Genomic DNA, 22,580 nt, shown 5'->3' on the forward strand with positions numbered 1-22,580 from the left:
TTCCATTTTTGGGCCGCTGCGGTAGCGTGCCCGGCATGCCCGCGGTGCTGCTCGACCTCTACAACACGCTCGTGTCCGGCGGCGACGAGGAACGCGACGCGATGATCGCTCTGACCGCCCGTGACGTGGGCGTCGATCCGGTCGTCTACCGCGACCTGTTCCACGTCTCGTGGCCGGACCGGCTGACCGGCCGCCTCGGCTCCGTCGAGGACACCGTGCGTACCCTCGCCGTCCACGCCGGTTCCTCGCCGTCCACCTCCGCGGTACGCCTGGCGGCGGCGCGGCGCCGGACGTTCACGCGGTCCCACCTGTGGCCGTCGGCGGCGACGCTGGCCGCGTTGTCCGCTCTGCGCGCCGCCGGCTGGCGGCTGGGCGTCGTGACCAACTGCACCATCGAGACGGCCGAACTGTGGTCGACCACCCCGCTGTCCACGCACGTCGACGCCGCCGTGTTCTCCCCCGTCCTCGGCGTCGGCAAGCCCGACCCGGCGATCTACCTGGCGGCGTGCGCTTCGCTGGGCGTCGCGCCCCACGAGTGCGTGTATGTCGGCGACGGGGCCGACCGGGAGCTGGCGACCGCCGCCCAGCTGGGCATGTCGGTGATCCGTACGGTCGAGTTCAAGCCGGCCGACTCCTCCTGGCCGCCCACGAAGGTCGAGTCGCTGGGCGAGCTGGTCACCCTCCTGAGCACGCCGCGCCCGTCACCTGCGGCACCGGTGCTGACGGTCGCCCCGATCCCGTTTGCGCAGGTCAGCGGTCAACAGGGCTGAAGTCCCACACATGCGGGCTGCGGGCGACCAGCTCGGCCGGCGGATCGGGCAACGGCAGCGGATTACTGCGCCACTTGGAGATCACCACGAGCCGGTGGTCCGTCGAGGAGAACACCTCGCTGGAGATGTGCAGCGGGTGCACCTCCACCTCCGGTACGGCCGTGTCACACACCCACGCGAGCAGCGCCGGAAAGTCCTTCGGGTAGGCCTTGACCTCCCACATCCGCACGATCATGCCTGCCCCTCACACGTCACCCGCAGACAATAACCACCCGCCCTCCCCCACCCACGCTCCGTGCGGCCAAAGTCGCAACTTCGCCGCCTCTCCGCATGATCAATCTGAGCATGAACGTGAACGCTCCCGCGCTTTGTGTCCTTAAGTACCGAATGCGGCGACGGATTCGGTACTTAAGTGGCCCTAGCGCGATTACGTCGACCAAGAATGATCAAAAAAGCAAGCAGTGCGACAGCGACGAGGACGGCGGTCACGATTGCGACAACGGTGCCCGTGGACAGGTCACCCGCGCTCTCGCCTTCGGCCTGCGGTGAGGTGCCCGCAGCCGGGCGCAACGGCGGCACGTCCGCGGTGAGCGCCTTGACGATGTTGACGACGCCGTACCCGTACTCGTCGTCCCGCCCAGCCGGCCCCTTGTCGTCGGCCGTATACGTCAGCCGGTGGATAACCTCCTCGGCCGACAACTCAGGAAACTTCGCCCGCACCAACGCGGCCGCCCCAGCGATCAACGCGGTGGAGTCGCTCGTCCCGGTCCCGAGCGTGTATTCACCATGGGGAGCGGTGGACGAGATGTCATCCGAAGGCGCTGAAAGCACGATCTTGTCGCCGCGGACCGAGATGTCAGCGTGGTGTCCGTTGCGGTCCACCCCTCCAGCCGCGACAACCCCTTCATAGGCGGCGGGATACCCGACCCCGTCAGCCCCGTCCGCGTTTCCCGCACCCGCCACGACGACTACATCGGATCGGATCGCCCGACGTATGGCGGCTTCGTCGTCGAGCGCCGGTTCACCAGCGTGAATGGCGATGCATAGGACCTTGGCACCGTGATCCACCGCCCAGTTGATGCCTTCGGCGATCGAGCCGTAGGCCTCTCCAACGGTCATAACTTTGACGGGCAGGATCGTGGCCTCGGGGGCGACGCCACGCACCCGACCGTTGCCCCCTATCAATCCCGCCATTCGCGTTCCGTGCCCGTCCCGATCGTTGCGACCGTCCCGGTCAGTCCCACCGATGCGAGCATCCGCTCCGTTGAGCACATCGCCCGACAGGTCCGGATGCCGACCAACGCCCGTGTCCAAGACGCCGACAATCACACCGGCCCCCTTGGTGATCTTTTGGGCGTCGCCGAGAGCCAGGAAGTTCACGTACCACTGGCCGTCCTCCACAGTGTCAGCAGAGGCGGGTGACGGCGGCGCCACCAACAGCAGAATCGCGCCGACAATCCACGCCGGCCACCACCGCCGCCGATTCGTCGGGCTCACCGCGGCCATCCTTTGATGTCCACAACCCCCGGGGGCATCTCCTCGTCTGAGGCGTCATCCCACGCCGACGCGGCCTTGGGTCCAATCACGGGAGCGACCACCTCCGGTTCGATCAGCCACGGATCGTCCGGATCATGTGGACGTCGTCGCCTGCCCCGATCCCCACCGATGACGCCGCCTGGATGCCCAACCCTCGTGCCGTCCCGCGTGGCGCCGGCGCCTCCCGCCATCATCGGAGCACCCACCATGCCGGCCGCGCCAGCGGCACTGTGACCGGCTGACCCGCCTTTACCGAATGACGCGTCAGCGCCTGCCGAGTTGCCGCCGGTGGGCGCCTTCGCAGCTCCACCGCTGTATGGCGTCGCGTGAGGAACCGATCCGATGACTCGGCCGACCGGCGAGCCATTGTTCGGTTCGCCAATGCCGCGTGCGGACCCGACCGGCATGCCGGATCCGCCGGTGAGGGGACTCCCTACATCCGATTGCGTAGGCACGGGCACGCCCACGGGAGAGAAGTCTCCAGCAAGCACGGGGTCAACCGATTCGGTGCCCGATGCCGGTCCCGCGCTCATCGGACCACGTGGGATTGAGCGGTCAGCAGGCGCAGGTGTGCCTGTCGTTGCCCGCTCATTGCCGCCACCAGCTCCGTCACCCCCAGACCTTTCGTCGATGGGCTCATAACCGTTGTCCCGAGGGACGAAGGCCGCTGGAATCTTGACGGCCCGGTGGAACTCGTGGGCTCGGGTGTCTGCCGACGCCATGATTTCGCGGGCCGTTTCTGTCAGCGTCCTGCGCACCACCAGCGGGTTGGCGCCGTACTCCGGCCGGTTGGTCGCCTCGTGACGCGCCGCCAATCTCTCGATCTTCGCGCGGGTGTCCATGATGTCGCCGTGGTATGAGTCGACAGCGCGGCCGTTAGTGTCGGCAGCCTTGGAGGTGTGCTCCATGTAGGCGACCAGGGTGGTCAGGAACGACTGGAAGCGTTCGGCTGCGTTGCCATTGGCCGCAGGCCAGCTTTCGGCGAGTTTGAGAGCGGCCGCCCTCAACTGGTCGGCATGGTGACGGCAGATGGACTCGATCTGGAACCAGACGCGGGCCTGCTCATGGAGCGCCTCGGAACGCTCGTCGTGCAGCATCGACCAGATCTGTTCGAGCGTGTACTTCGACCAGTCAGTCGCTGTGGTTGGCGCGTCGTCGGTCACCGGGGCTCTCCCCACTTCGTAACCGAGGTGGGCAGCGAAGTGTGGGCGGACGCGATGCGCACCATCTCGTCGTGCGCCTTCCGTTCCAGAGCCGCTTGGGCGACCGCGTCACCGAGGATCTTGTCGACGGCCTTTGCCGAGAGCGCATCCGTTGAGCCGTACTGCTCGACGACCTTGTCGACCGCGCCGACGAGGATCCGTGACGCGGCGACGAATTCGCGAAGGTTCGAGATCGCCTGGTGGAGGCTCGCTTGGTAGTCGGCGCGCGCTTCGTACAGCGCCGGAAAGGCTCGGCGGTTGCCGAATGCGACTGTGTCGTCGTCGCAGGCACGCGCGATCCGTTGAGCGAACGGATCGAGATTTCGAACCGTCTCGTCATGTACGAACGATCCGAAACCCTTGACACCGTCAAGGTCGACACGCACCTGCACGAACCCGCCTTCGGGCGGCGCACCGTCCCAGTCGTGATGATCGAAGTCCGACACCATGCCTCCCCACCGCGACACGCAAGCGTATCGGAACTCGTAACTACGCGGATACGCCCTGTGGATAACCGCGCTATGTGGCCTCAAGTACCGAATGGGGGGGCCGGATTCGGTACTTGAGTGGCCATAGCGCGGTTAAAGCCGGCCGCGGGTCAGACGGTGACCGTCGTTACCGGGAGGGCCGAGTCTGTGGGGAGGGTCAGGGCGCTCGGGGCTACGCCCGCGACCACCAGGCGGGCGCCGAGGGCGGCGACCATGGCGCCGTTGTCGGTGCACAGGCCGGGGCGGGGTACGCGCACCTCGATGCCGTGGGGGGCGCACCGTTCGACGGCGAGCGCGCGGAGGCGGGAGTTGGCTGCCACGCCCCCGCCGATGATCAGGGTGCGGACGCCGCGGGTGCGGCACGCGTCGACGGCCTTGCGGGTGAGGACGTCGCAGACGGCCTCCTGGAACGAGGCGGCCACGTCGGCGACGGGCACGGGGTCGCCGGAGCGTTCGCGGGCCTCGACCCAGCGGGCGACGGCCGTTTTGAGGCCCGAGAAGGAGAAGTCGAACCGGTGCGCGGCCAGGTCCTTCGGCGACGTCAGGCCGCGCGGGAAGGCGATCGCGTCGCCCGATCCGCCCTGGGCGGCGCGGTCGATGGGCGGGCCGCCGGGGAACGGCATGTCGAGCAGCCGGGCGACCTTGTCGTACGCCTCGCCGGCGGCGTCGTCGATCGTGGCGCCGAGCGGCTCGTACGACCCGGCGACGTCGTCGACGTAGAGCAGGGACGAGTGGCCGCCGGACACGAGCAGCGCGATGGCGGGTTCGGTGAGCAGCCCGTGGCCGCCCGATTCGGCGGCGAGCGTGTCGACGGCGACGTGCGCGGCGAGGTGGTTGACGCCGTAGATGGGTTTCTCGGCCGCCAGGGCGTACCCCTTGGCGGCGGCGACGCCGACGAGCAGCGCGCCCGCGAGGCCCGGGCCGGCCGTCACGGCGATCGCGTCGATGTCGGCGAGGGTGACCCCGGCGGTGTCGAGGGCGCGGCTCATGGTCGGCACCATGGCTTCGAGGTGGGCGCGGCTGGCCACCTCGGGCACGACCCCGCCGTAGCGGGCGTGCGCGTCGACGCTGGAGGCGACCGCGTCGGCGAGCAGCACGTTGCCGCGCACGATGCCGATGCCGGTCTCGTCGCAGGAGGTCTCGATCCCGAGGATGAGCGGTTCGTCAGAGGTCATGGGACATCACCAGGGCGTCGGTGTTGCTGGGCTGGTAGTAGCCGCGGCGGCGGCCGATCACTTCGAAGCCGTAGCTGGCGTAGAGGCGCTGGGCGGGCTCGTTGTCGGCGGCGACCTCGAGCAGGATCTGCCGGGCGCCGACCCGGGCCGCTTCCGCGTGCAGGTCGTCGACGAGGGCGCGGCCGACCCCGCGGCGCTGGAAGTCGCGGCGTACCCCCACGTTGTTGATCCATGCCTCGTCGGGCGGGGAGGCGGCGAGGCCCGCGTAGCCCACGACCTCCCCTTTGGCCAGGTACACCCGGTAGTAGTGGCCGGAGGCCAGTTCGTTCCAGAACATCGGGGCCGTCCAGCGCTCCGCCCCGAACAGCTCGTCCTCGATCGTCAGCACCGGCTCGATGTGCCACCAGCGGAAGTCGCTGATCACGTGAGGACCGGCTTGCGGGCGTGCGGCTCGGCGGCGTCGGGGCGGCGCAGGTAGAGGGGGGTCAAGGGCTCCGACGGGGCGCCGACCAGGACCCGGGGGGCGGCGAGCGTCGCGAGCACGGACACCACCGGGTAGCGCGGCTCGTCCGCGACGGGCAGGCCGAGCACGTCGGCGTACCTGATCGCGCCGTCGCCGAGCGCGCGCACCGGGCCACCCTCGGCCGGCAGGCCGGCCACGACGTCGGCCGGGCGGCCCACGGCCGGGTCGGTGAGCCGCACCCCGTCGAGGTACACCGCCCAGTAGATCTCCTTGCGCCGCGCGTCGGTCGCGACCAGCGTGGGTTCGGGCGCGGGTGCCGCGGCGCCGAGTCCGTCGAGCGAGACGACCCCATACGTGGGTACGCCCAGCGACTGCGCGACCGAGGCGGCCGTGACGAGGCCCACCCGCAGGCCGGTGAAGGGTCCCGGGCCGACGCCCGCGACGACGGCGCCGACCTGCGACATGGTGACGCCGGCGGAGGTGAGGCACGCGGACAGCTGGGGGGCGAGGATCTCGCCGTGGGCCCGGCCGTCGACGGTCGCCCGCTCGGCGAGCACGGTGACGCCGTCACCCGAGATCTCGGCCAGCGCGGCGGTCACCGCCGGGGTCGAGGTGTCCACCACGACAACAAGCACGTCCTGCACCCTATCGGGAGGGTGGGGCCAACCCGGCGAGGCGGTCGGGCCAGTCGCCGCCCCGGGCGACGACCTCGACGAGGCGGGAGTCGTCGTCACGCCGGTCGATGCGCACCTCAAGGTGGGCGTCGGCGAGCTGCTCGACCTTGTCGACGCCCCACTCGACGACGGTCACGGAGTCGTCGAGGCTGGCGTCCAGGTCCAGGTCGTCGATCTCGGCGACACCGCCGATGCGGTACGCGTCGACGTGCACGAGCGGCAGCGTGCCGCCCGGCCCGGGCTTGTGGATGCGCGAGATGACGAAGGTGGGCGAGGTGACCGCGCCGAGCACGCCGAGGCCGGCGCCGATGCCCTGGGCCAGGGCTGTCTTGCCGGCGCCCAGCGGCCCGCTCAGCACGACCAGGTCGCCGGCGCGCAGCACGCCGGCCAGTCTGCGCCCGAACGCCCGGGTGTCCTCGACGGTTTCCAGCTCAACCTTCACGTCCGCGTACCTCCGGGAACCAGGTTACGCACGAACGGGCCGAGCACCGCGTCGACCGCCTCGTGGTGCTCCAGCATGACGACGTGGCCGGCGTTCGGGACGATCACGAGCTCGGCCAGGGGCAGCACCCGGCAGATCGCCTCGGCGTGCTCGACCGGGGTGAGCAGGTCCTCGTCGCCGACGACGACGAGGGTCGGTGAGTCCTCGAAGCTGGTGAGCGCCGGGAACCGGTTGTGCGCGTCGATCGTGCGCACGTACCGGGCGACGACGTCGGTGGGGGTGGCGGCGTTCATGTGTTCCACATAGGACACCAGGGCCGGGCTGGTCTTCGTGGACCCGAACCCGTACCGCTTGGTGAGCATCCAGGCCAGGTCGGTGTGGGCCTGGCGGGCGCGGTCCCACACGCCGGCCGTGAGCCGGCCCGCGTTGGTGATCACGGGAAGCAGCGGGGTGCGGACCTTCGCGAGTACCTTCGGCAGCCCGAACGTGACCCCGCTCAGCTCGCCGGCCGAGGTGGCGATGAGCGCGACCCCGGCGACGCGCTCGCCCACGCCGAACAGTTCGGGGTACTGCTCCGCGAGCGCCATGATCACCATGCCGCCCATGGAGTGGCCGACGAGCACGACCGGGCCGGTCGGCGCGGTCTCGTCGATGACGGTGCGCAGGTCGCGGCCGAGTTGCTGGATGGAGTACTCGCCGGCCGTCAGTCGTCCGGACCGGCCGTGGCCGGGCTGGTCGTAGGCGACGATCCGCACGCCCGGGATGGTGCGCAGCAGCTTGCGCTGGAAGTGGAACGTGCCGATGTCGAGGCAGAAGCCGTGCACGAGCACCACGGTCAGCGGCGCGTCCGGGTCGCCGTCGATCTCCACGTGCAGGTCGAGGCCGTTGGTCGTGGTGACGGTCCGCGTCTCGTCGGCGCCGAGGGCGCCGAAGGGCTCATCCTTGTACGGGTCGGAGTCCGTGGACCGGCGGCTGCGCCCGAGCAGGAGTCGCTCGGCGGCGACGCCCACCGCGACGCCGGCCGCGGCGACGCCCACGATGGTGGACACCAGGCCGATCTTGCGGCGGTTGAGCCGCCCCCCGCTGGTCGACTCGGCGATCACGCCGTGGTCCGCTCGCCGTCGTAGACGCGGGGGACGCGGGCGCTGCCCATCCGCGTCACGATCTCGTAGTTGATCGTGCCGACCGCCTCGGCCCAGTCGTCGGCCGTGGGGGCCCCGTCGTCGCCGTTGCCGAACAGGACGGCCACGTCGCCGGCCGCGACCGGGTCGTCGCCGCAGTCGATGACGAACTGGTCCATGCAGACCCGCCCCGCGATGGCCCGGTTGGCGCCCGCCAGCCGGACGGGGGCGAGGTTGCTGGCGGCGCGGGGCACCCCGTCGGCGTACCCGAGCGGGACCAGCGCCAGCGTGGTGGCGCCCGAGGTGGTGTAGGTGTGCCCGTATGAGACGCCCTGGCCGGCCGCGACCCGCTTGGCGTGCAGCACCCGGGCCCGCACCGTCATCGCGCGGCGCAGCCCGAAGTTGTCCGCCCGCCCGGCCACGGGCGACAGGCCGTAGACGGCGATGCCGGGGCGGACCAGGTCGAAGTGCGCGTCCGGCCGGGTGAGGGTGGCCGCGGAGTTCGCGATGTGGCGTACCCGGGGGTTGATCTCGTGGTTCTCGGCCACGGTCAGGGCGGCGCGGAACGCGGCGAGCTGCCGGTCGATCGTCGGGTGGTCGGGCACGTCGGCGTAGACGAAGTGGCTCCACACCCCGACGAGTTCGATGTCGCCGGTCGCGGCCGCCTTGGCCGCCGCGACGCACAGGGCGGGCCAGTCCTCGGCGCTCGCGCCGCCCCGCGCCAACCCGGTGTCGATCTTCAGGTGTACGCGCGCCGCGCGGCCCGCCTCGGCCGTCGCCCGGACGATCTCGTCGAGCAGTTCGGTCGTCGAGGCGGAGAGGTCGACGTCGGCCGCGATGGCCCTTTGAAGGGGCAGGCCGGGCGCGAGCAACCAGGACAGAACGGGCACCGTGATGCCCGCCTCGCGCAGTTGGAGGGCCTCGTCGAGCGTGCACACGCCCAGCCACGTCGCGCCGCCGTCGAGGGCGGCGAGCGCGGCCGGGACGGCGCCGTGCCCGTACCCGTCCCCCTTGACGACGGCCATCACCTCGGCGCCCGTACCGGCCCCGAGTACGGCCACGTTGTGCCGGATCGCGTCAAGATCAACGCGTACTTCCGCCTGCCACATGGCGCAAGAGTAACCGGCGGGTAATGGACGGGGCATGCTTGAGGATTTCATCGACGAAAGAGTGGATCTTGGCGAGGTGACGTTGCGGGTGCGCCACGGGGGCGCCGGGCCCGCCGTCCTGCTCGTCCATGGGCACCCGCGCACGGGCGCGACCTGGCACCGGGTCGCCCCCGCGCTGGCCGCCGCCGGCCTGTCGGTGGTCGTCCCGGACATGCGCGGGTACGGCGCGTCGAGCGCCCCGCCGCCGCTGCCCGACCACGCCCAGCAGTCCAAACGCGCCGTCGCCGGCGATCTCGCCGCCCTCATGAGCCACCTCGGCCACGAACGCTTCGCCGTTGCCGGGCATGACCGGGGCTGCTACGTGGCGCTGCGTCTCGCCCTCGACCACCGCGACCGGGTCGCCGGGCTGGTCGCCATGGACGGCATCCCGATCAGCGAGGCCCTCGACCGCTGCGACGCGCGCTTCGCCAGCGCGTACTGGCACTGGTTCTTCTTCAACCAACCGGACAAGCCGGAGCGGGCCATCCTGGCCGACCCCGACGCCTGGTACGCCCTGGACGAGGCGCTCATGGGCGCCGAGAACCACGCCGAGGTCCGGGCGGCCGTGCACGACCCGGCGGTCGTGCGGGCCATGGTCGAGGACTACCGCGCCGGCCTGGCCGTTGACCAGCACCACGAGCGCGCCGACCGCGCGGCCGGCCGGACAGTCGCCTGCCCCACGCTGGTGCTCTGGTCGTCGCGCGACGACCTTGCCGACCTGCACGGCGACCCGCTCGCGGTCTGGCGGCCGTGGGCGGCGGACCTGCGCGGTCACGCGATCGACTCGGGACACCACATGGCCGAGGAGGCCCCCGGCGCGGTGATCACCGCGCTGCGGGCGTTCCTCGGCCAGTAGGCCTGACGGCCGACGTCCGCTTCAGCAGGCGCCGATGATCCGGACTAGCACGTTGGGCGAGTTCCTGGTGTCGGCCAGTTTGCCGCGAGTGGCCTTGCGGCGCAGGCACGCCCGGAACTCCGTCGTCGTCAGGGTGGGGTTCGCCGCCATCGCGATCGCGACCGCTCCGGTGACGTGCGGCGCCGCCATCGAGGTGCCCGACATCGTCGCGTACGTGTCGTCGGCGTCCGGCCACGCGGAGTAGATACGCGTACCGGGCGCGAAGCCGTTGAGGCACGGTCCGTAGTTGGAGTACTTGACGTCCCGGTGGTCCGTGCGGTCGATCGCGCCGACGGTCATCGCGTCCAGCGACGAGGCCGGCGAGACCGAGCACGCGTCTCCCTTGTTGTTCCCGGCCGCCACCACCACGGGGATGCCGGCCCGGGACACGTTCGCGACCGCCTTGTTCAGCACCGCATCCGACCCGGCGTGACCGAGGCTCATGTTCACCACGGCGGGCCGCTGTCCGTTGCGGAGCACCCAGTCGAGCGCCGCGACGACGCCCGAGGTCAGCCCGACGCCGTTGCAGTCGAGCACGCGCAGGGCGACGAGGCGCACCCCCTTCGCCACGCCCACCCGGGAGCCACCGATGGTCCCCGCGACATGCGTGCCGTGGCCGGCGCAGTCCTCGTTGTCCCCCTCCCCCGTGAAGTCCATCGCGGCGACCGCCCGCCCGCCGAACTCCCGGTGGCTGGCGCGGATGCCACTGTCAATGACGTACACGGTGACGCCGGCCCCACGGTTCGGGTACGTGTACTTATGGTCGAGTGGCAGCGAACTCTGATCGATGCGGTCCAGGCCCCACGACGGGGGATTGCCCTGCTGGACCTTCTGGACAGGCCCCGTTTGCCAGCCGAGCGCGTAGACGCGGTAATCCGGCTGGACCCTCGACACCCGGTAGTCGGCCGAGAGGTCGGCGGCCTCCTGCGCCGTCCCCTGGAACTCGAAGCCCCGCATCGCGTTGAGGTAGTAGCGCTGGGCGTCGACGTTGTGCGCCGCCTCCATCCGCCGCGCGACAGCGCGCACCTGCGCCTGGGACACCAACCCGTCGTCGAATATGACGGTGTAGGTGCCCGCGACGGCGGCGTTGACCGGCGGGTTCGGCGGCACAAATCCATCGTTGTCCGCCGGCTCACCGTCAACCCTGACGCCGTCCGGTGTCCCCACGGCGCCGCCCGGTGTCGCCACCGCGAGCGGGCCCGGCCCCATCAGCAGGGGCAGCACGAGGGCCCCCGCGACCACGAATCGCGCTAAGCCGCGACCAGTACGCTTCATCGCATCGCCTTTCGTCTTTATACCCTGCTCAACGGGCATAAGAGACGACAGATACGCGGCGGCGGCCGCCCACCAAAAGTCGGACCGCCACTGGCGACCTCGGCCCAGCGGAACTTTTCTGCCCACACATTCCGCGGTCACTGTCGGATCGGGCCGGCGTCGTTCGTAGTAGAGGTGAGCGGGCGCCCACGAGGGGCGGCCCTGAGCCGCAGGAGATGATCCGAGATGCAGTACCTGTTTTCCGTGATCGACGACACGACCGACGAGGAGCTGCGTCGTACCGGCTCCGCCACCCCGACCGAGATGGCCGCGATCGATGTGTTCAACGAGCGGCTCCAGGCGGATGGCCACTGGGTCTTCGCCGGCGGCCTCGCGTCCCCCAGCACCGCCACCGTCATCGACAACCGCGGCGAGGCCGCCATCGTCACCGACGGACCGTTCCTGGAGTCGAAGGAGTACCTCGCCGGTTTCTGGATCATCAAGGCCGCCGACCTGGACACGGCGCTCAGGCTCGCCGCCGACGGATCGAAAGCCTGCAACCGCAGGATCGAGGTACGACCGTTCCACGGCGAGTGAGCGGTCGACGTCCGGGCGGCCGAGGCGTTCGCGAGCGGGCGGGCCGATCGCCGGCCCGCCCGCCGTGAATGGCACCTCTCCTCAGCAGCCGGCGCCGACGTAGAGCATGCGGTTCGGGGAGCCCGTGCCCTCGTTCGCCATCTGATTGTGGATGGCGCCCTCCACCAGGCAGTCCGCGACCTGGCGCGGCGACAGGCCGGGCGAGCGCGACAGGATGAGGGCCACCGCGCCCGCGACATGCGGCGACGCCATCGAGGTGCCGCTCATCGTCTGGTACGTGTTGTTCGCCTTCGGCGACGCGGAGTTGATGCTCGTGCCCGGGGCGAAGATGTTGACGCACCGGCCGTAGTTGGAGTACTGCGTGTCGCGGCTGTCCTGCTTGTTGGTCGCGCCGACCGTGATGACGTTCGAGGACTGGGCGGGTGAGACGTTGCACGCGTCGATCCGGTTGTTGCCCGCGGCGACCACCACGCTGAAACCTCGACCCGTCACGGTCGCGATCGCCTTGCTCAGCGCCGGGTCGCCGCCCACGTGGCCCAGGCTCATGTTCACGACGGCCGGGCGCTGGCCGCGCTGCACCACCCAGTCGAGCGCGGCGAGGATGCCGGACGTCGCACCGGACCCGTTGCAGTCCAGGACCTTGAGCGCCACGATCCGTACGGCCTTGGCGACGCCGACGTTGCTGCCCCCGACCGTGCCCGCCACGTGGGTGCCGTGCCCGTTGCAGTCGGTGGTGTTCCCGCCGGGGGTGAAGTTGGCGGCGGCCACCGCCCGCCCGCCGAACTCGCGGTGGGTGGCCCGAATGCCGCTGTCGATGACGTAGGCGTTGACGCCGGAGCCGTTGTTCGGGAACTCGTACCGGCTGTTGAGGGGCAGGTTCCGCTGGTCGATGCGGTCCAGCCCCCATGACGGCGGCGAGTTCTGCGTGCCCGTCACCGTCCTGGTCCGCACCTCGAAGTCCGGCTGCACGGACTGCACCCGCCGGTCGGCGGCGATCAGCGCGGCCAGCCGCGGGTTGCCCTGGAAACTGAAGCCCTTGAGCGCGCTGGCGAAAAGGAGCCGCGCCGTGATCCGGTGCCGTTGGGTGATCTCCCGGACGACCGCCCCCACCTGCTCGCGGTTGCCGGCATCGTCGCGGAGGACGGCGATGTAGCTGCCGGGGATGGGCCGCAGCCCAGCCTCCTCGACGGTCGCTGGCGCCGCGGAGGCGCTCGTCTGCGCCCCGACGGGCAGCAGCAACGCCGCCGTGACAATGAACCGGAGACAGCGGCGCCTGGTACGCATCATTGCATTGCCCTTCTTCAGTGTTGCCTTTTCAACGCAAATGTCAGGGTTTTGGATACGCAAGTTTGCGAATGGAAGGCCGCGGTAATCGGGTCGCCCAGGCCGGCCACGGCCGCTAGGGTGCGCCGCATGCGCCTGGAGGTCATCACGCCGGAGAACTACGAGGCCGCCCTCGCCCTGTCCGTCCGGCCCGACCAGGCGGACCTCGTCGCGCCGGTGGTCAAGTCGCTCGCCGAGGCGTACGTCTTCCCGCAGTACGCGTGGCCGCGCCTGATCTACGACGGCGACCGGCTGGTGGGCTTCGTGATGGCGTTCCTGGACATCCCGTGGGGGCCGGACAACGACACGACCGACATCCGCTCGGGCCTCTGGCGCCTCAACATCGCGGCCGACGCCCAGGGTCGCGGTTACGGCACCTTCGCCGTCCGGGCGGTGTGCGACGAGATCCGCGGTCGGGGTGAGACGAAGGCGTACGTCACCTGGGAGCCCCGTGACGGCGGACCGGAGCCGTTCTACCTCAAGCTGGGCTTCCGGCCGACCGGCGAGAAGAGCGACAACCAGACGGTCGCCGTCCTGGACCTGGACTGAGGTTCACGCGGTCGTTGACCGTACCCGCGATGTGCCGGTGCCGGTTTTCTCGGGCCGGTCCGGCCCGGTGGGGTCCTCTCCCGCCCAACCCAGTGCCGCGCCCCGGACGCGGAGCCGGACCTCGTCGCCCGCCACGGGCAGGGTCGCGCCGGCGAGCACCCGGGCGGCGACCGGATGGCCGTCGGCGAGCCGCAGGCTGACCAGGGCGTCGTGCCCATGGAAGTCGACCCGGGCGACGGTGGCGGGAATACCGTCGCCGTCCGGGCGGATGCTGATCTGCTCCGGGCGCACCATGACCCGTGCGGTGCTCCGGGGCACGGGTAGCTGGTGGGCCAGCGGCAGGACACCGAGTGGTGTCTCCACTTCGGTACCCCGGACGGTGCCGGTCAGCAGGACAGCATCGCCGACGAAGGTGGCGGTCCAGGAATCGGCCGGGTTGCGGTAGAGCTCGACCGGGGTGGCCGCCTGGACGATGGATCCGCTGCGCATCACCGCCACCTGGTCGGCCATGGACAGCGCTTCGGCCTGGTCGTGAGTGACCAGGACAGCGGTTGCCCCGTCAGCGTGCAGGGCGGCGCGGACGTCGTCGCGGACCGCACCGCGAAGGGCGGCGTCGAGTGCGCTGAACGGCTCGTCGAGCAGGATCAGGGAGGGGCGTGGCGCGAGTGCGCGGGCGACGGCCACGCGCTGCTGCTGTCCGCCGGAGAGCTGGTGCGGCATCCGCTTCTCGTATCCGGCGAGCCCGACCAGCGTCAGCACCTCCCGGACCCGGTCACCGCGGCGGGTCGCCCGGTCCAGTCCGTACGCGACGTTCTGCATGACGGACAGGTGCGGGAAGAGCGCCCCCTCCTGCGGCACGATGACCACCTGCCGGCGATGGGGCGCAACGTGCCCGTCGGCGCCGGCGACGATCCGCTCGCCGATCCGGATGGTGCCGGCGTCAATCAGTTCGAAACCGGCGACGCAGCGCAGCAGTGTGGTCTTGCCGCATCCCGACGGTCCGAGCACGGCGGTCAGGGTGCCCGCCGGCACGGTCAGGTCGGCTCCGGCGACCGCTGTCACGGCTCCGTACCGTTTGGTGAGAGACCGGATCTCCAACTGGCTCACGATGCGTCCTCCTTCGTCAGGATCCCGGTACGGGCGGTGAGCAGCCAGGTCGGTACCGACGAGAGCAACACCAGCAGTGCCGCGTAGGGGGCGGCGGCCGCGTAGGCCGCCACTGATGTGTTCGACCACAGTTCGGTGGCGAGCGTGTCCATGCCGGTCGGGCGCAGCAGGAGCGTGGTCGGCAGCTCCTTCATGCAGGTGAGGAAGACCAGGGCGGCGCCGGCTCCGATGCCCGGCAGCAGCAGGGGCAGGGTTACCCGGCGCAGCACCGCCAGTCCGCCGCTGCCCAACGACCGGGCGACGTCCTCCAGTACCGGTGGCGCGTGTACCGCCGCGCCGGTCACGGAGGCGGCCGCGAGCGGCAGGAACAGCGCCGCGTACGCCAGGGCCAGCAACGCGGTCGTCTGGTACAGCGGGTACACCACGTTGATGCCGAAGAAGACCAGGGAGAGGCCGATGACCAGGCCGGGTAGCGCGTGGCTCAGATAGCTCAGCCGTTCCAGGGTGCCGCTGAGCAGTCCGGGGACCCGCGCGACGAGCAGGCCCAGCGGAACGGCGAGCAGGATGGTCAGCGCGGCACCCGCGGCGGACAGCAACAGCGAGTTGCCGGCCGCGGTCGCCACCTCGTCCCAGGTGCCGGGGCGGGACGCGCCCTGCGCCAACCGGTGTCCCAGACTGACCGTGGTGACGCCGAGCGCGAGCGCCAGGAGGCAGGCCAGCGCGGCCACGGCGGGCCAGCGTCGCCAGCCGAGTCGGATGCGGGCCGGTGTCCGGCGCACCGTGCCGAGCGACGCCAGTCGGGCGTCGGTCCGCCGGCTGGCGGTCTCGCCGGCGAGGATGAGTACGGTGAGCGCGACCAGGACGCTCGACAGCACGAGGGCGCCGGTCCGGTCGAAGCCGAGGTCGAAGGCGATGAAGATGGCCCGCGTGAAGGTGTCGGCCCGCAGGATCGACACGGCCCCGAAGTCCGAGAGTACGTAGAGAGCGACGAGTAGCCCGCCACCGACGATGGCTGGCCGGACCCGCCGGAGGATGACCAGGAAGGTGCGCCAGGAACCGCGCCCGAACGAGCGGGCGACCTCCTCCAACGCCGGGTCGGCAGCGGTCAGAGCTCCCGCGACGGGCAGATAGACGTACGGGTACGAACACAGGGTGAGGACCAACGCGGCCGGCCAGAATCCGGCGAACCCTTCCACGGTCGAGACCCAGGCGAACGCGGCGATGTAGGTCGGCACCGCCAGCGGCAACGCCGCCAGTACGGCGAAAGTGCGCCGCAACGGCAGGTCGGTACGGACGACCAGGAACGCCGCGCCGACGCCGAGGACCACGCTCGCGGTGGTGACCACCGCGGCGAGTCCCAGCGTGTTCAGGGCCAACCGCAGGACACGTCGGGTGAACAGCTCCTCCGCGATCCGTGCCCAGCCGGCCTCGCCGGTGCGGACCATGAGGTAGACCAGCGGGATCAGGGCCACCCCGACGGCGACCACGGAGAACGCCAGCAGCACGGGCCGCGGCGCCCACCGGCGCAACGCGCCGCCGAAGGCGGACCCGCCAGCGCGGGCCCGCCTTCGCAGGGTCAGGGAGATGCTCAGGGCACGAGCCCCGAGCTCTTGATCAGCGCGATGGTCGCCTCGAGCTGGTCCAGGTCGTTCAGGTCGACCGCCGGTACCTTCAGCGAGGCGAGCGGCGGCACGTACGCCGGCGCGGCGGCGCCCGGGATCACCGGGTACTCGAAGGTCTGCTCGGCGAAGTACGCCTGGGCCTCGGCGCCGAGGAGGTAGTCGACGAAGGCCCGGACGTCCGGGTCCGCAGCCGCCTTCTTCAGCACACCGACCCCGGCGACGTTCACCAGCGCACCGGTGTCCCCGTTCGGGAAGAAGTGCAGCTTGGCCTTCATCGTCTCCGGGGTCTTGCCCCGCTCCTTGGCGATCTCGCCGAGGTAGTAGTGGTTCACCAGACCGGCCGCGAGCGTGCCCGCCTCGACCTCTTCCACGATCTTGGCGTTGCCGTCCCGGACCTGCGGGTCGTTGGCCTTCAGCCCGGCGAGGAACTCGGTGGCCTTCGCGTCACCGTGCTGCACCCGGATCGCCGTGACGAACGCCTGGAACGACGCGTTGGTGGGCGCCACGCCGACCTTGCCCTTCCAGGCGGGACCGGTGAGGTCGAAGACCGAGGCCGGCAACTGCGCGGCGGGTACGAGATCCGGGTTGTAGACGAGTACCCGGGACCTCGCCGTCACCCCTACCCATTCGCCCCCGCGCGCCCGGTACGACTCCGGCACCTGCCCCGTCACCTCGTTCGGCAGCGGCGCGAACATTCCCTTCTTCGCCACCGCACCCAGCGCGCCGGCGTCCTGCGCGAAGAACACGTCGGCCGGCGACTTGTCGCCCTCCTCCAGCAGTTGGCTCGCCATCGCCGCAGTGGCGGCGTAGCGCGCTTCCACCGTGATCCCGCTCTGTTGCGTGAACTTCTCCAGCAGCGGCTTGACCAACGACTCGCTCCGACCGCTGTAGACGGTGATCTTCTTGTCGGACGCCGGGGTTGCGGAGGTGCCGCTGGTGCCGTCCTCCTCGCCGCCGCAGGCAGCGAGGCCGATGGCGAGAAGTCCAGCGCAGGCCAGGGTCAGCAGGGACCTTCTGGTGGGGGCGGGCATGGCAAGCTCCTTCGATTAAGCGCGAAAGCCGGGCCCTGGCTCATCTCCTGGCCGTAGAAGTTAGCAGAGCCTAACCTCACTTGGCCATCGCGGATCTCTGGCAGCGCCCGCGAACGTCACAGCTCCCGTCCGCCTGCCGTGAGGAGCGATCCGGGGCGTGCGCGAGCACACCGCCTTCCGGGGGTCGCACCAAGATCTAGTGCCGGCATCGGTCGTCGCGGAGAACCCGGTGCCGTCGGGATGGCCGAGCGCCCCCGAAAGGGATCGCCGCCGCACCATCATCAGCGGCGGGCACCAAACGAAAGCGGGGCCCGAAGGCCCCGGATCTCGCTGAGTTGCGCCGACTTCGTGCCCGCCGATCGTGCCAGCGGGGTCTCCCCTGGTCGACTGTGTTACTGGTGGAGCTGAGGGGATTCGAACCCCTGACCCCCTCGATGCGAACGAGGTGCGCTACCGGACTGCGCTACAGCCCCCTGGACCGGGCACAAGGCTAACAGGTTCCCCGCGCGCCACGCGACTCGGTATGCCGCGTGCCGCGTGGCCTTGCCCCGAACCCGGTACATGGGTACCAGATCGGGGCAAGGCCCCTACAGCGGATCGGTGCCGTACGGGCGACCGCGCAGCGGTCCCGGACGGTCGTCGCCCTGCACGCCCGGGCGGGCCGGACGGCCCGGAGTGGGGTCGCCGGTCTCGCCCACGGCGCGGTCCAGGCGCGTGTAGCGCTCGGAGTACTCCGTGGCCCTGCGCATGGCCTCCCGGCGGGCCGCTTCGCGTTCCGCGGCCGCCCGGCGCTGGGCGTCCCTGCGCTGGGCGGCGCGCCGCTCGTGCTCACGGCGTACGGCGGCCTGCTGGGCGGCGACCCACCGGGCCCGGCGGGCCTCCCGGCGGCGCTGCTGGGCGGCCACGATGGCCCGGTTACGCAGGTGAACCATGTACGCCAGGAGCGCCGTCGCCGTGACCGCGAAACTGATCCACATGCCGGGGCCGACGAGCAGGATGCCGACGCCCTCGACGAGGTTCAGCAGGACGAGGGCGGCGAACACCCGCCGGCGCCGGTGGACGGCCGAGGCGGGGCGCCGGCGCTTGCGGGGCCGGCTGGACAGGCGGACACCGGAGGTGGCGCGACGGGTGGTCGCGCCCGCGTGCCGCCGCGGCCCGGTCGCCGTCTTCCGCCGCCCGGCGCCCGACTCACGCCCGACGCCGGACTCACGCCCAACGCCCGACTCACGGCCGACGCCCGGCTCACGACCCCCGCCGGCGACGTCTCGGACGCCGGCCGGCTGCCGCGACCGGTCGCCCGTGTCGAGGGCGACCACGTCGGGCGACCAGGGGACCTCGCGCGGCGGGTTGACCGGGTGGCGGCCGGGGACGGTACGACGACTACGGCGCCGGGCGAGCACCCGCGCCGTAGACGTCGTCCGCTCCGCGGCGAGCCGCTCGGTGGCGTCGTACCGACGCACCAGCGCGGGCGCGAGGGCGAGCAGGCTCGCCGCGGCGAGGACAGCGAGGAGCACCGACGTCGGCACGCCCTCCCCCTCCGCGACTGGCCGTGACAAGAAGCATCAGTAAAGCTTCAGATGGCGCAGTACCACCTTGCAACGAGGTTACGGGCAGGCTATGCGGTTCGGCGGATGCCACGCTGCTGGTGCCAGCGCGCGAGCAGGCCACCTTCGCCCGCAAGGTCCTCTGTGGTCAGGGCATATCCGACATGATCACGCCAGGCGCCGGCGATGTGGAGGTACTTCTGGTGGTACGCCTCCTCGCGGAAGCCGAGCTTCTCCACGACGCGGCGGCTGGCCGCGTTCTCCGGGCGGATGTTGACCTCGATGCGGTGCAGGCCGCCCTGGTCGAAGGCGTGGTCGACCGCCAGCGCGAGGGCGGTGGGGATGACGCCCCGGCCGGCGACGCGGGCGTCGACCCAGTAGCCGGCGTACGCGGAGCAGAAGGCGCGCCGCACGATGTTGCCGAGGGTGACCTGGCCGACGAGGCGCTCCACGTTGTCGGGGGTACGCAGGCAGACCGCGAACGGCATGGCGTGCCCGGCCCGGGCGGCCCGGCGCAGTTCCTTGTACACGAGCCGGAACGAGGCCGGCGAGTTCAGGTCGGCCCACGCCCCGCCCGGCGGGGTGGGTTCCCAGGGGGCGAGCCACTCCTCGTTGGCGCGGCGCACCTGCGACCAGGCCGTGGCGTCCGAGCGCCGGTAGGGCCGCAGGCTGACTCCGGACTGCGCGTCATGCAGTTCCGCGGGCCATCCCGGCACGCCGAGCATGCGGTCTACCTCCGACGATCAAGCAGCAGTACATCCACTGTAGATCCCGCCGGGGCGCCGCCGACCTTCTCGCCGAGGACGAGTAGGCCGTTGGCTTCCGCCAGCCCGGAGAGCGTATACGGTCCGCCGGCGAGGGGCTGCACGGTGTAACCGCCGCCCCGCCGCTCCTGCACCCGGGCGGGCCGGAACTCGCGCAGCCCGATCGGGGAGGCGATGGTCTCCAGCAGGTGGGCACGCACGGACGGCCGGAACACCGGCTCGGCGCCGGCGAGCACCTGGATGACCGGCCGGGCCAGCACCTCGAACCCGATCAGGGCGGAGCCGGGGTCGCCGGGGAGGCAGACGACCGGCACGTGGTCGGCCTGCGAGCCGACCATGCCGAACCCGAGGGTGGAGCACGGGAAGACGGACAGCTCGGTGAACCGTACGGACCCGTCGCGCCCCAGGATGCGCCGCAGGATGTCGCCGGGCCCGGTGCCCGTACCCCCGGTGGTGATGATGAGGTCCGAGCGCAGGGTCTGGTCCTCGATGAGCCCGCGGAGCGCCTCGGGGTCGTCGTCGCAGATGCCGACCCGGTAGGCGTGCGCCCCCGCGTCGGCGGCGGCGGCCGCCACGGCGTGCGAGTTGACGTCGACGACCTGCCCCGGCTGGCTGAGGCGGCCGGCCTCGACCAGCTCGTCGCCCGTGGCGAGCACGGTCACGCGCGGGGTCGGGCGTACGACGACGTGGCTGACCCCGGTGGCCGCGAGGGTCGCGACCAGCGGTGGGGTGACGTAGTCGCCCGGCCGGGCGATCACCGCGCCGGCCGCGATCTCCTCGGCCGCGCGGCGCACGCCGTGGCCGCGCTTGGGGGCCTGGCGGATCTCGACGGACGCCATGCCCTCGTCGGTAAAGTCGAGCGGCACGATCACGTCCGTGGTGGCGGGCAGGGGCGCCCCGGCCGCCACGGCGAAGCAGGTGCCGGGCACGAGCCGCACCGGCCGCCAGCTCGCCGCGGAGAGGTCCCCGACGACGTTCAGGCGGACGGTACGGCCGAGCGCGGCGGCGGCCAGGTCGTCATAGCGGGCGGCGTACCCGTCGATGGCGGCCTGGTCGTACGCGGGGAGCGCGCCGAGCGCGCGTACCTCCTCTGCCAGCACGTTCCCGAACGCCTGGGTGAGGTCCAGGTCGAGCGGGGGCAGTGCGCGCACACGGCGCAGCACGCCCGCCAGGTAGTCGGCGAGCGAGGTCAGCTGAGGGGTACGGGTCAGCGTGATCTCCGCAGTCATCCATTATCCGTCCGATTTAACAAACTCCGACAACCAGTCCTTGAACGCGGGCCCAAGGTCCTTGCGCTTGCAGGCGAGTTCGACGACCGCCTGCAGATAGCCCAACGGAAGACCGGTGTCGTAGCGCACGCCCCGGTACACGATTCCGTGCACGGGGGTGCCCTCCGCCAGCAGCAGCGCCATGGCGTCGGTCAACTGGATCTCGTTGCCCGCGCCCGGCTTGGTCCGCTTGATGGCGTCGAAGATGGTCGCCGGCAGCACGTAGCGTCCGATCACCGCGAAATTGCTGGGCGCGGTGCCCTGCTTCGGCTTCTCGACGAGTCCGGTCACCCGGAAGACCTCGCCGGCGCCCTGGGCGGCCTCGGCGAGGCCGGCCTCGGCGACCTCCACGGACGCGATGCCGTAGCGGTCGACCTCCTCGGGGGAGACCTCCAGGAAGGCGAGCACGATGCCGCCGGTCCGGGCCTGCAGCTCGATCATCCCGGGCAGCAGCGGCTGCGCCTCGTCGACGAACTCGTCACCCAGGAGAACCACGAACGGCTCATTTCCCACGTGGGACTCGGCGTAACCGATGGCGTGCCCGAGCCCGAGCGGCTCGCCCTGGCGGCAGGTGTAAATCTCAGCCAGCTCGGAGGGGCGGCGCACCGCGGCGAGGCGTTCCATGTCGCCCTTCGCCTCAAGGCGCGCCTCCAGGTAGGGCTGGCGGTCGAAGTGGTCGACCATGCTCGTCTTGCCGCGTCCGGTGACGAGCAGGACGTCGCGGATGCCACCGGCGGTGGCCTCCTCCACGATGTACTGCAGCACGGGACGGTCGACGACGGGCAGCAACTCCTTCGGCACCGCCTTGGTGGCGGGCAGGAAGCGGGTGGCGAGGCCGGCGGCCGGAATGACCGCTTTGACGGCGCGCTGGGTGGTGGCGTGGTCCGGCATGCGCCGAGACTATCGGCAGCGGCGCCGCCCGCCCCGCCCTGACCCTCTCGACGCGCCGCCGACTGCGATCCTGATCGGGTGACATCGGCCACGGGTTCGTCCGGCACGACCAAGGCGGACTGGCGCCGCCGCCTGCTGGCGGCACGGCGCGCGCGGTCCCTCGCCGATCGGGCCGCCGCCGACTCCGCGCTGGTCAACACCCTTATGAGTACGTGCGGGGAGCGTGGCGTACGGGTCGCGGCGGCGTACTCGCCGCTCCTGACGGAGCCCGGCGGGCCGGGCCTGCTGCCGGCGCTCGCGTCGGTGGCCTCGTCGGTGCTCATTCCGGTCCTGCTGGCCGACCGTGACCTTGACTGGGAGGCGTGGTCGGCGACCGGCCCGCTGCTCGGAAAGGCGGCGATCGGCCGGGCCGACCTGGTCGTGGTGCCGGCCGTGGCGGTTGACCTGCGCGGCGTGCGGTTGGGTCGCGGCGGTGGGTCCTACGATCGGGCGCTCACCCGGGTCGCCCCGGGCGCCCTGGTGGTCGCTCTGCTGTTCGACGGCGAACTGGTCGACGCCCTGCCCGCGGAGCCGCACGACCGGCGCGTGGACGCGGTCATCACCCCGTCGGGTGGTCTTCGTCACGTCGGCTGAGATTCGACCCGTGTCCTGGGTGTCGATCGGGACACGAAAACTGGACACTTTGCCGGTCTATGCGCCACCATTGGCACTCGTGG

24 protein-coding genes and 1 tRNA gene are annotated in these 22,580 nt (G+C 71.4%); 5 read left to right on the forward strand and 20 right to left on the reverse strand.

The genetic code is table 11. From position 1 onward, the window contains the following. The first annotated feature begins 35 nt into the window (after positions 1–35). Positions 36–770: an HAD family hydrolase gene (locus ABD191_RS01295; RefSeq protein ID WP_344075785.1), complete on the forward strand. Its 735-nt coding sequence runs from the start codon at positions 36–38 to the stop codon at positions 768–770. On the opposite strand, the gene ABD191_RS01300 is transcribed toward ABD191_RS01295, so the two are convergent. From ABD191_RS01300 to alr, 10 genes are all read right to left on the reverse strand, one after another. Continuing rightward, entirely contained in the window at positions 751–1,005 is a 255-nt protein-coding gene (locus ABD191_RS01300; protein WP_344075787.1) for a hypothetical protein, read from the reverse strand. The genes ABD191_RS01295 and ABD191_RS01300 overlap by 20 nt on opposite strands. A 173-nt stretch (positions 1,006–1,178) precedes the next feature. Then, positions 1,179–2,267 carry a S8 family serine peptidase gene (locus ABD191_RS01305; RefSeq protein ID WP_344075789.1) on the reverse strand — a complete coding sequence of 363 codons (1,089 nt, stop codon included), beginning with the start codon at positions 2,265–2,267 and terminating at the stop codon, positions 1,179–1,181. Beyond that, a complete protein-coding gene (locus tag ABD191_RS01310; RefSeq protein ID WP_344075791.1) occupies positions 2,264–3,469 on the reverse strand; it encodes a hypothetical protein in 1,206 nt (401 codons plus the stop codon). The genes ABD191_RS01305 and ABD191_RS01310 overlap by 4 nt, the downstream gene beginning before the upstream one ends. Beyond that, positions 3,466–3,957, reverse strand: a complete 492-nt coding sequence (locus ABD191_RS01315) for a hypothetical protein (protein ID WP_344075793.1) — start codon at positions 3,955–3,957, stop codon at positions 3,466–3,468. The genes ABD191_RS01310 and ABD191_RS01315 overlap by 4 nt, the downstream gene beginning before the upstream one ends. A 149-nt stretch (positions 3,958–4,106) precedes the next feature. Further along, complete coding sequence (gene tsaD, locus ABD191_RS01320) at positions 4,107–5,171, reverse strand: tRNA (adenosine(37)-N6)-threonylcarbamoyltransferase complex transferase subunit TsaD (RefSeq protein WP_344075795.1); 1,065 nt, start codon at positions 5,169–5,171, stop codon at positions 4,107–4,109. Continuing rightward, positions 5,161–5,592, reverse strand: a complete 432-nt coding sequence (gene rimI / locus ABD191_RS01325) for a ribosomal protein S18-alanine N-acetyltransferase (RefSeq protein ID WP_344076128.1) — start codon at positions 5,590–5,592, stop codon at positions 5,161–5,163. The genes tsaD and rimI overlap by 11 nt, the downstream gene beginning before the upstream one ends. Then, positions 5,592–6,269: a tRNA (adenosine(37)-N6)-threonylcarbamoyltransferase complex dimerization subunit type 1 TsaB gene (gene tsaB, locus ABD191_RS01330; RefSeq protein WP_344075796.1), complete on the reverse strand. Its 678-nt coding sequence runs from the start codon at positions 6,267–6,269 to the stop codon at positions 5,592–5,594. Before tsaB ends, rimI begins: the two co-directional genes overlap by 1 nt. Before the next feature lie 10 nt (positions 6,270–6,279). Beyond that, positions 6,280–6,750 carry a tRNA (adenosine(37)-N6)-threonylcarbamoyltransferase complex ATPase subunit type 1 TsaE gene (gene tsaE / locus ABD191_RS01335; RefSeq protein ID WP_344075798.1) on the reverse strand — a complete coding sequence of 157 codons (471 nt, stop codon included), beginning with the start codon at positions 6,748–6,750 and terminating at the stop codon, positions 6,280–6,282. Next, entirely contained in the window at positions 6,747–7,853 is a 1,107-nt protein-coding gene (locus ABD191_RS01340) for an alpha/beta fold hydrolase (RefSeq protein WP_344075801.1), read from the reverse strand. The genes tsaE and ABD191_RS01340 overlap by 4 nt, the downstream gene beginning before the upstream one ends. Further along, complete coding sequence (gene alr, locus ABD191_RS01345) at positions 7,850–8,980, reverse strand: alanine racemase (protein ID WP_344075803.1); 1,131 nt, start codon at positions 8,978–8,980, stop codon at positions 7,850–7,852. Before alr ends, ABD191_RS01340 begins: the two co-directional genes overlap by 4 nt. Positions 8,981–9,014: 34 nt before the next feature. Between alr and ABD191_RS01350 the strand changes: the two genes are divergently transcribed. Further along, the gene (locus tag ABD191_RS01350; protein WP_344075805.1) at positions 9,015–9,875 is read left to right on the forward strand and encodes an alpha/beta fold hydrolase; all 861 of its coding nucleotides are present in this window, start codon (positions 9,015–9,017) and stop codon (positions 9,873–9,875) included. Positions 9,876–9,896: 21 nt separating this feature from the next. Here ABD191_RS01350 and ABD191_RS01355 read toward each other — a convergent pair whose 3' ends face one another. Continuing rightward, on the reverse strand, positions 9,897–11,189 hold the full coding sequence (locus ABD191_RS01355) for a S8 family peptidase (RefSeq protein ID WP_344075807.1): 1,293 nt from the start codon (positions 11,187–11,189) through the stop codon (positions 9,897–9,899). Between the two features lie 225 nt (positions 11,190–11,414). On the opposite strand from ABD191_RS01355, the gene ABD191_RS01360 reads away from it, so the two are divergent. Next, a complete protein-coding gene (locus ABD191_RS01360; RefSeq protein ID WP_344075809.1) occupies positions 11,415–11,765 on the forward strand; it encodes a YciI family protein in 351 nt (116 codons plus the stop codon). Between the two features lie 81 nt (positions 11,766–11,846). Here ABD191_RS01360 and ABD191_RS01365 read toward each other — a convergent pair whose 3' ends face one another. Next, the gene (locus ABD191_RS01365) at positions 11,847–13,052 is read right to left on the reverse strand and encodes a S8 family peptidase (protein WP_344075811.1); all 1,206 of its coding nucleotides are present in this window, start codon (positions 13,050–13,052) and stop codon (positions 11,847–11,849) included. Positions 13,053–13,178: 126 nt separating this feature from the next. Here ABD191_RS01365 and ABD191_RS01370 point away from each other — a divergent pair, with 126 nt between their 5' ends. Beyond that, on the forward strand, positions 13,179–13,637 hold the full coding sequence (locus ABD191_RS01370; RefSeq protein WP_344075813.1) for a GNAT family N-acetyltransferase: 459 nt from the start codon (positions 13,179–13,181) through the stop codon (positions 13,635–13,637). Between the two features lie 3 nt (positions 13,638–13,640). On the opposite strand, the gene ABD191_RS01375 is transcribed toward ABD191_RS01370, so the two are convergent. The 8 genes from ABD191_RS01375 to ABD191_RS01410 all read right to left on the reverse strand — a co-directional run bounded on the left by ABD191_RS01375 (position 13,641) and on the right by ABD191_RS01410 (position 21,864). Next, a complete protein-coding gene (locus ABD191_RS01375; RefSeq protein ID WP_344075815.1) occupies positions 13,641–14,744 on the reverse strand; it encodes an ABC transporter ATP-binding protein in 1,104 nt (367 codons plus the stop codon). Beyond that, positions 14,741–16,273 (reverse strand): ABC transporter permease, encoded by a 1,533-nt coding sequence (locus ABD191_RS01380; protein WP_344075817.1) that lies wholly within the window; start codon positions 16,271–16,273, stop codon positions 14,741–14,743. The genes ABD191_RS01375 and ABD191_RS01380 overlap by 4 nt, the downstream gene beginning before the upstream one ends. Before the next feature lie 59 nt (positions 16,274–16,332). Then, positions 16,333–17,397 (reverse strand): iron ABC transporter substrate-binding protein, encoded by a 1,065-nt coding sequence (locus ABD191_RS01385; RefSeq protein WP_344075819.1) that lies wholly within the window; start codon positions 17,395–17,397, stop codon positions 16,333–16,335. 396 nt (positions 17,398–17,793) lie between these two features. Next, positions 17,794–17,870 (reverse strand) — tRNA-Ala (locus ABD191_RS01390). 114 nt (positions 17,871–17,984) lie between these two features. Next, complete coding sequence (locus tag ABD191_RS01395) at positions 17,985–18,923, reverse strand: hypothetical protein (RefSeq protein ID WP_344075822.1); 939 nt, start codon at positions 18,921–18,923, stop codon at positions 17,985–17,987. 89 nt (positions 18,924–19,012) lie between these two features. Then, a complete protein-coding gene (locus ABD191_RS01400) occupies positions 19,013–19,666 on the reverse strand; it encodes a GNAT family N-acetyltransferase (RefSeq protein ID WP_344075824.1) in 654 nt (217 codons plus the stop codon). Between the two features lie 5 nt (positions 19,667–19,671). Continuing rightward, on the reverse strand, positions 19,672–20,934 hold the full coding sequence (locus tag ABD191_RS01405) for a molybdopterin molybdotransferase MoeA (protein WP_344075826.1): 1,263 nt from the start codon (positions 20,932–20,934) through the stop codon (positions 19,672–19,674). A 3-nt stretch (positions 20,935–20,937) separates the two neighbouring features. Further along, a complete protein-coding gene (locus ABD191_RS01410; protein WP_344075828.1) occupies positions 20,938–21,864 on the reverse strand; it encodes a UTP--glucose-1-phosphate uridylyltransferase in 927 nt (308 codons plus the stop codon). Between the two features lie 78 nt (positions 21,865–21,942). Here ABD191_RS01410 and ABD191_RS01415 point away from each other — a divergent pair, with 78 nt between their 5' ends. Then, positions 21,943–22,497: a 5-formyltetrahydrofolate cyclo-ligase gene (locus tag ABD191_RS01415; RefSeq protein WP_344075830.1), complete on the forward strand. Its 555-nt coding sequence runs from the start codon at positions 21,943–21,945 to the stop codon at positions 22,495–22,497. Positions 22,498–22,580 lie beyond the last annotated feature (83 nt).

The sequence above is a fragment of the Luedemannella helvata genome (assembly GCF_039528415.1).
GTDB classification, from domain to species: Bacteria; Actinomycetota; Actinomycetes; order Mycobacteriales; family Micromonosporaceae; genus Luedemannella; species Luedemannella helvata.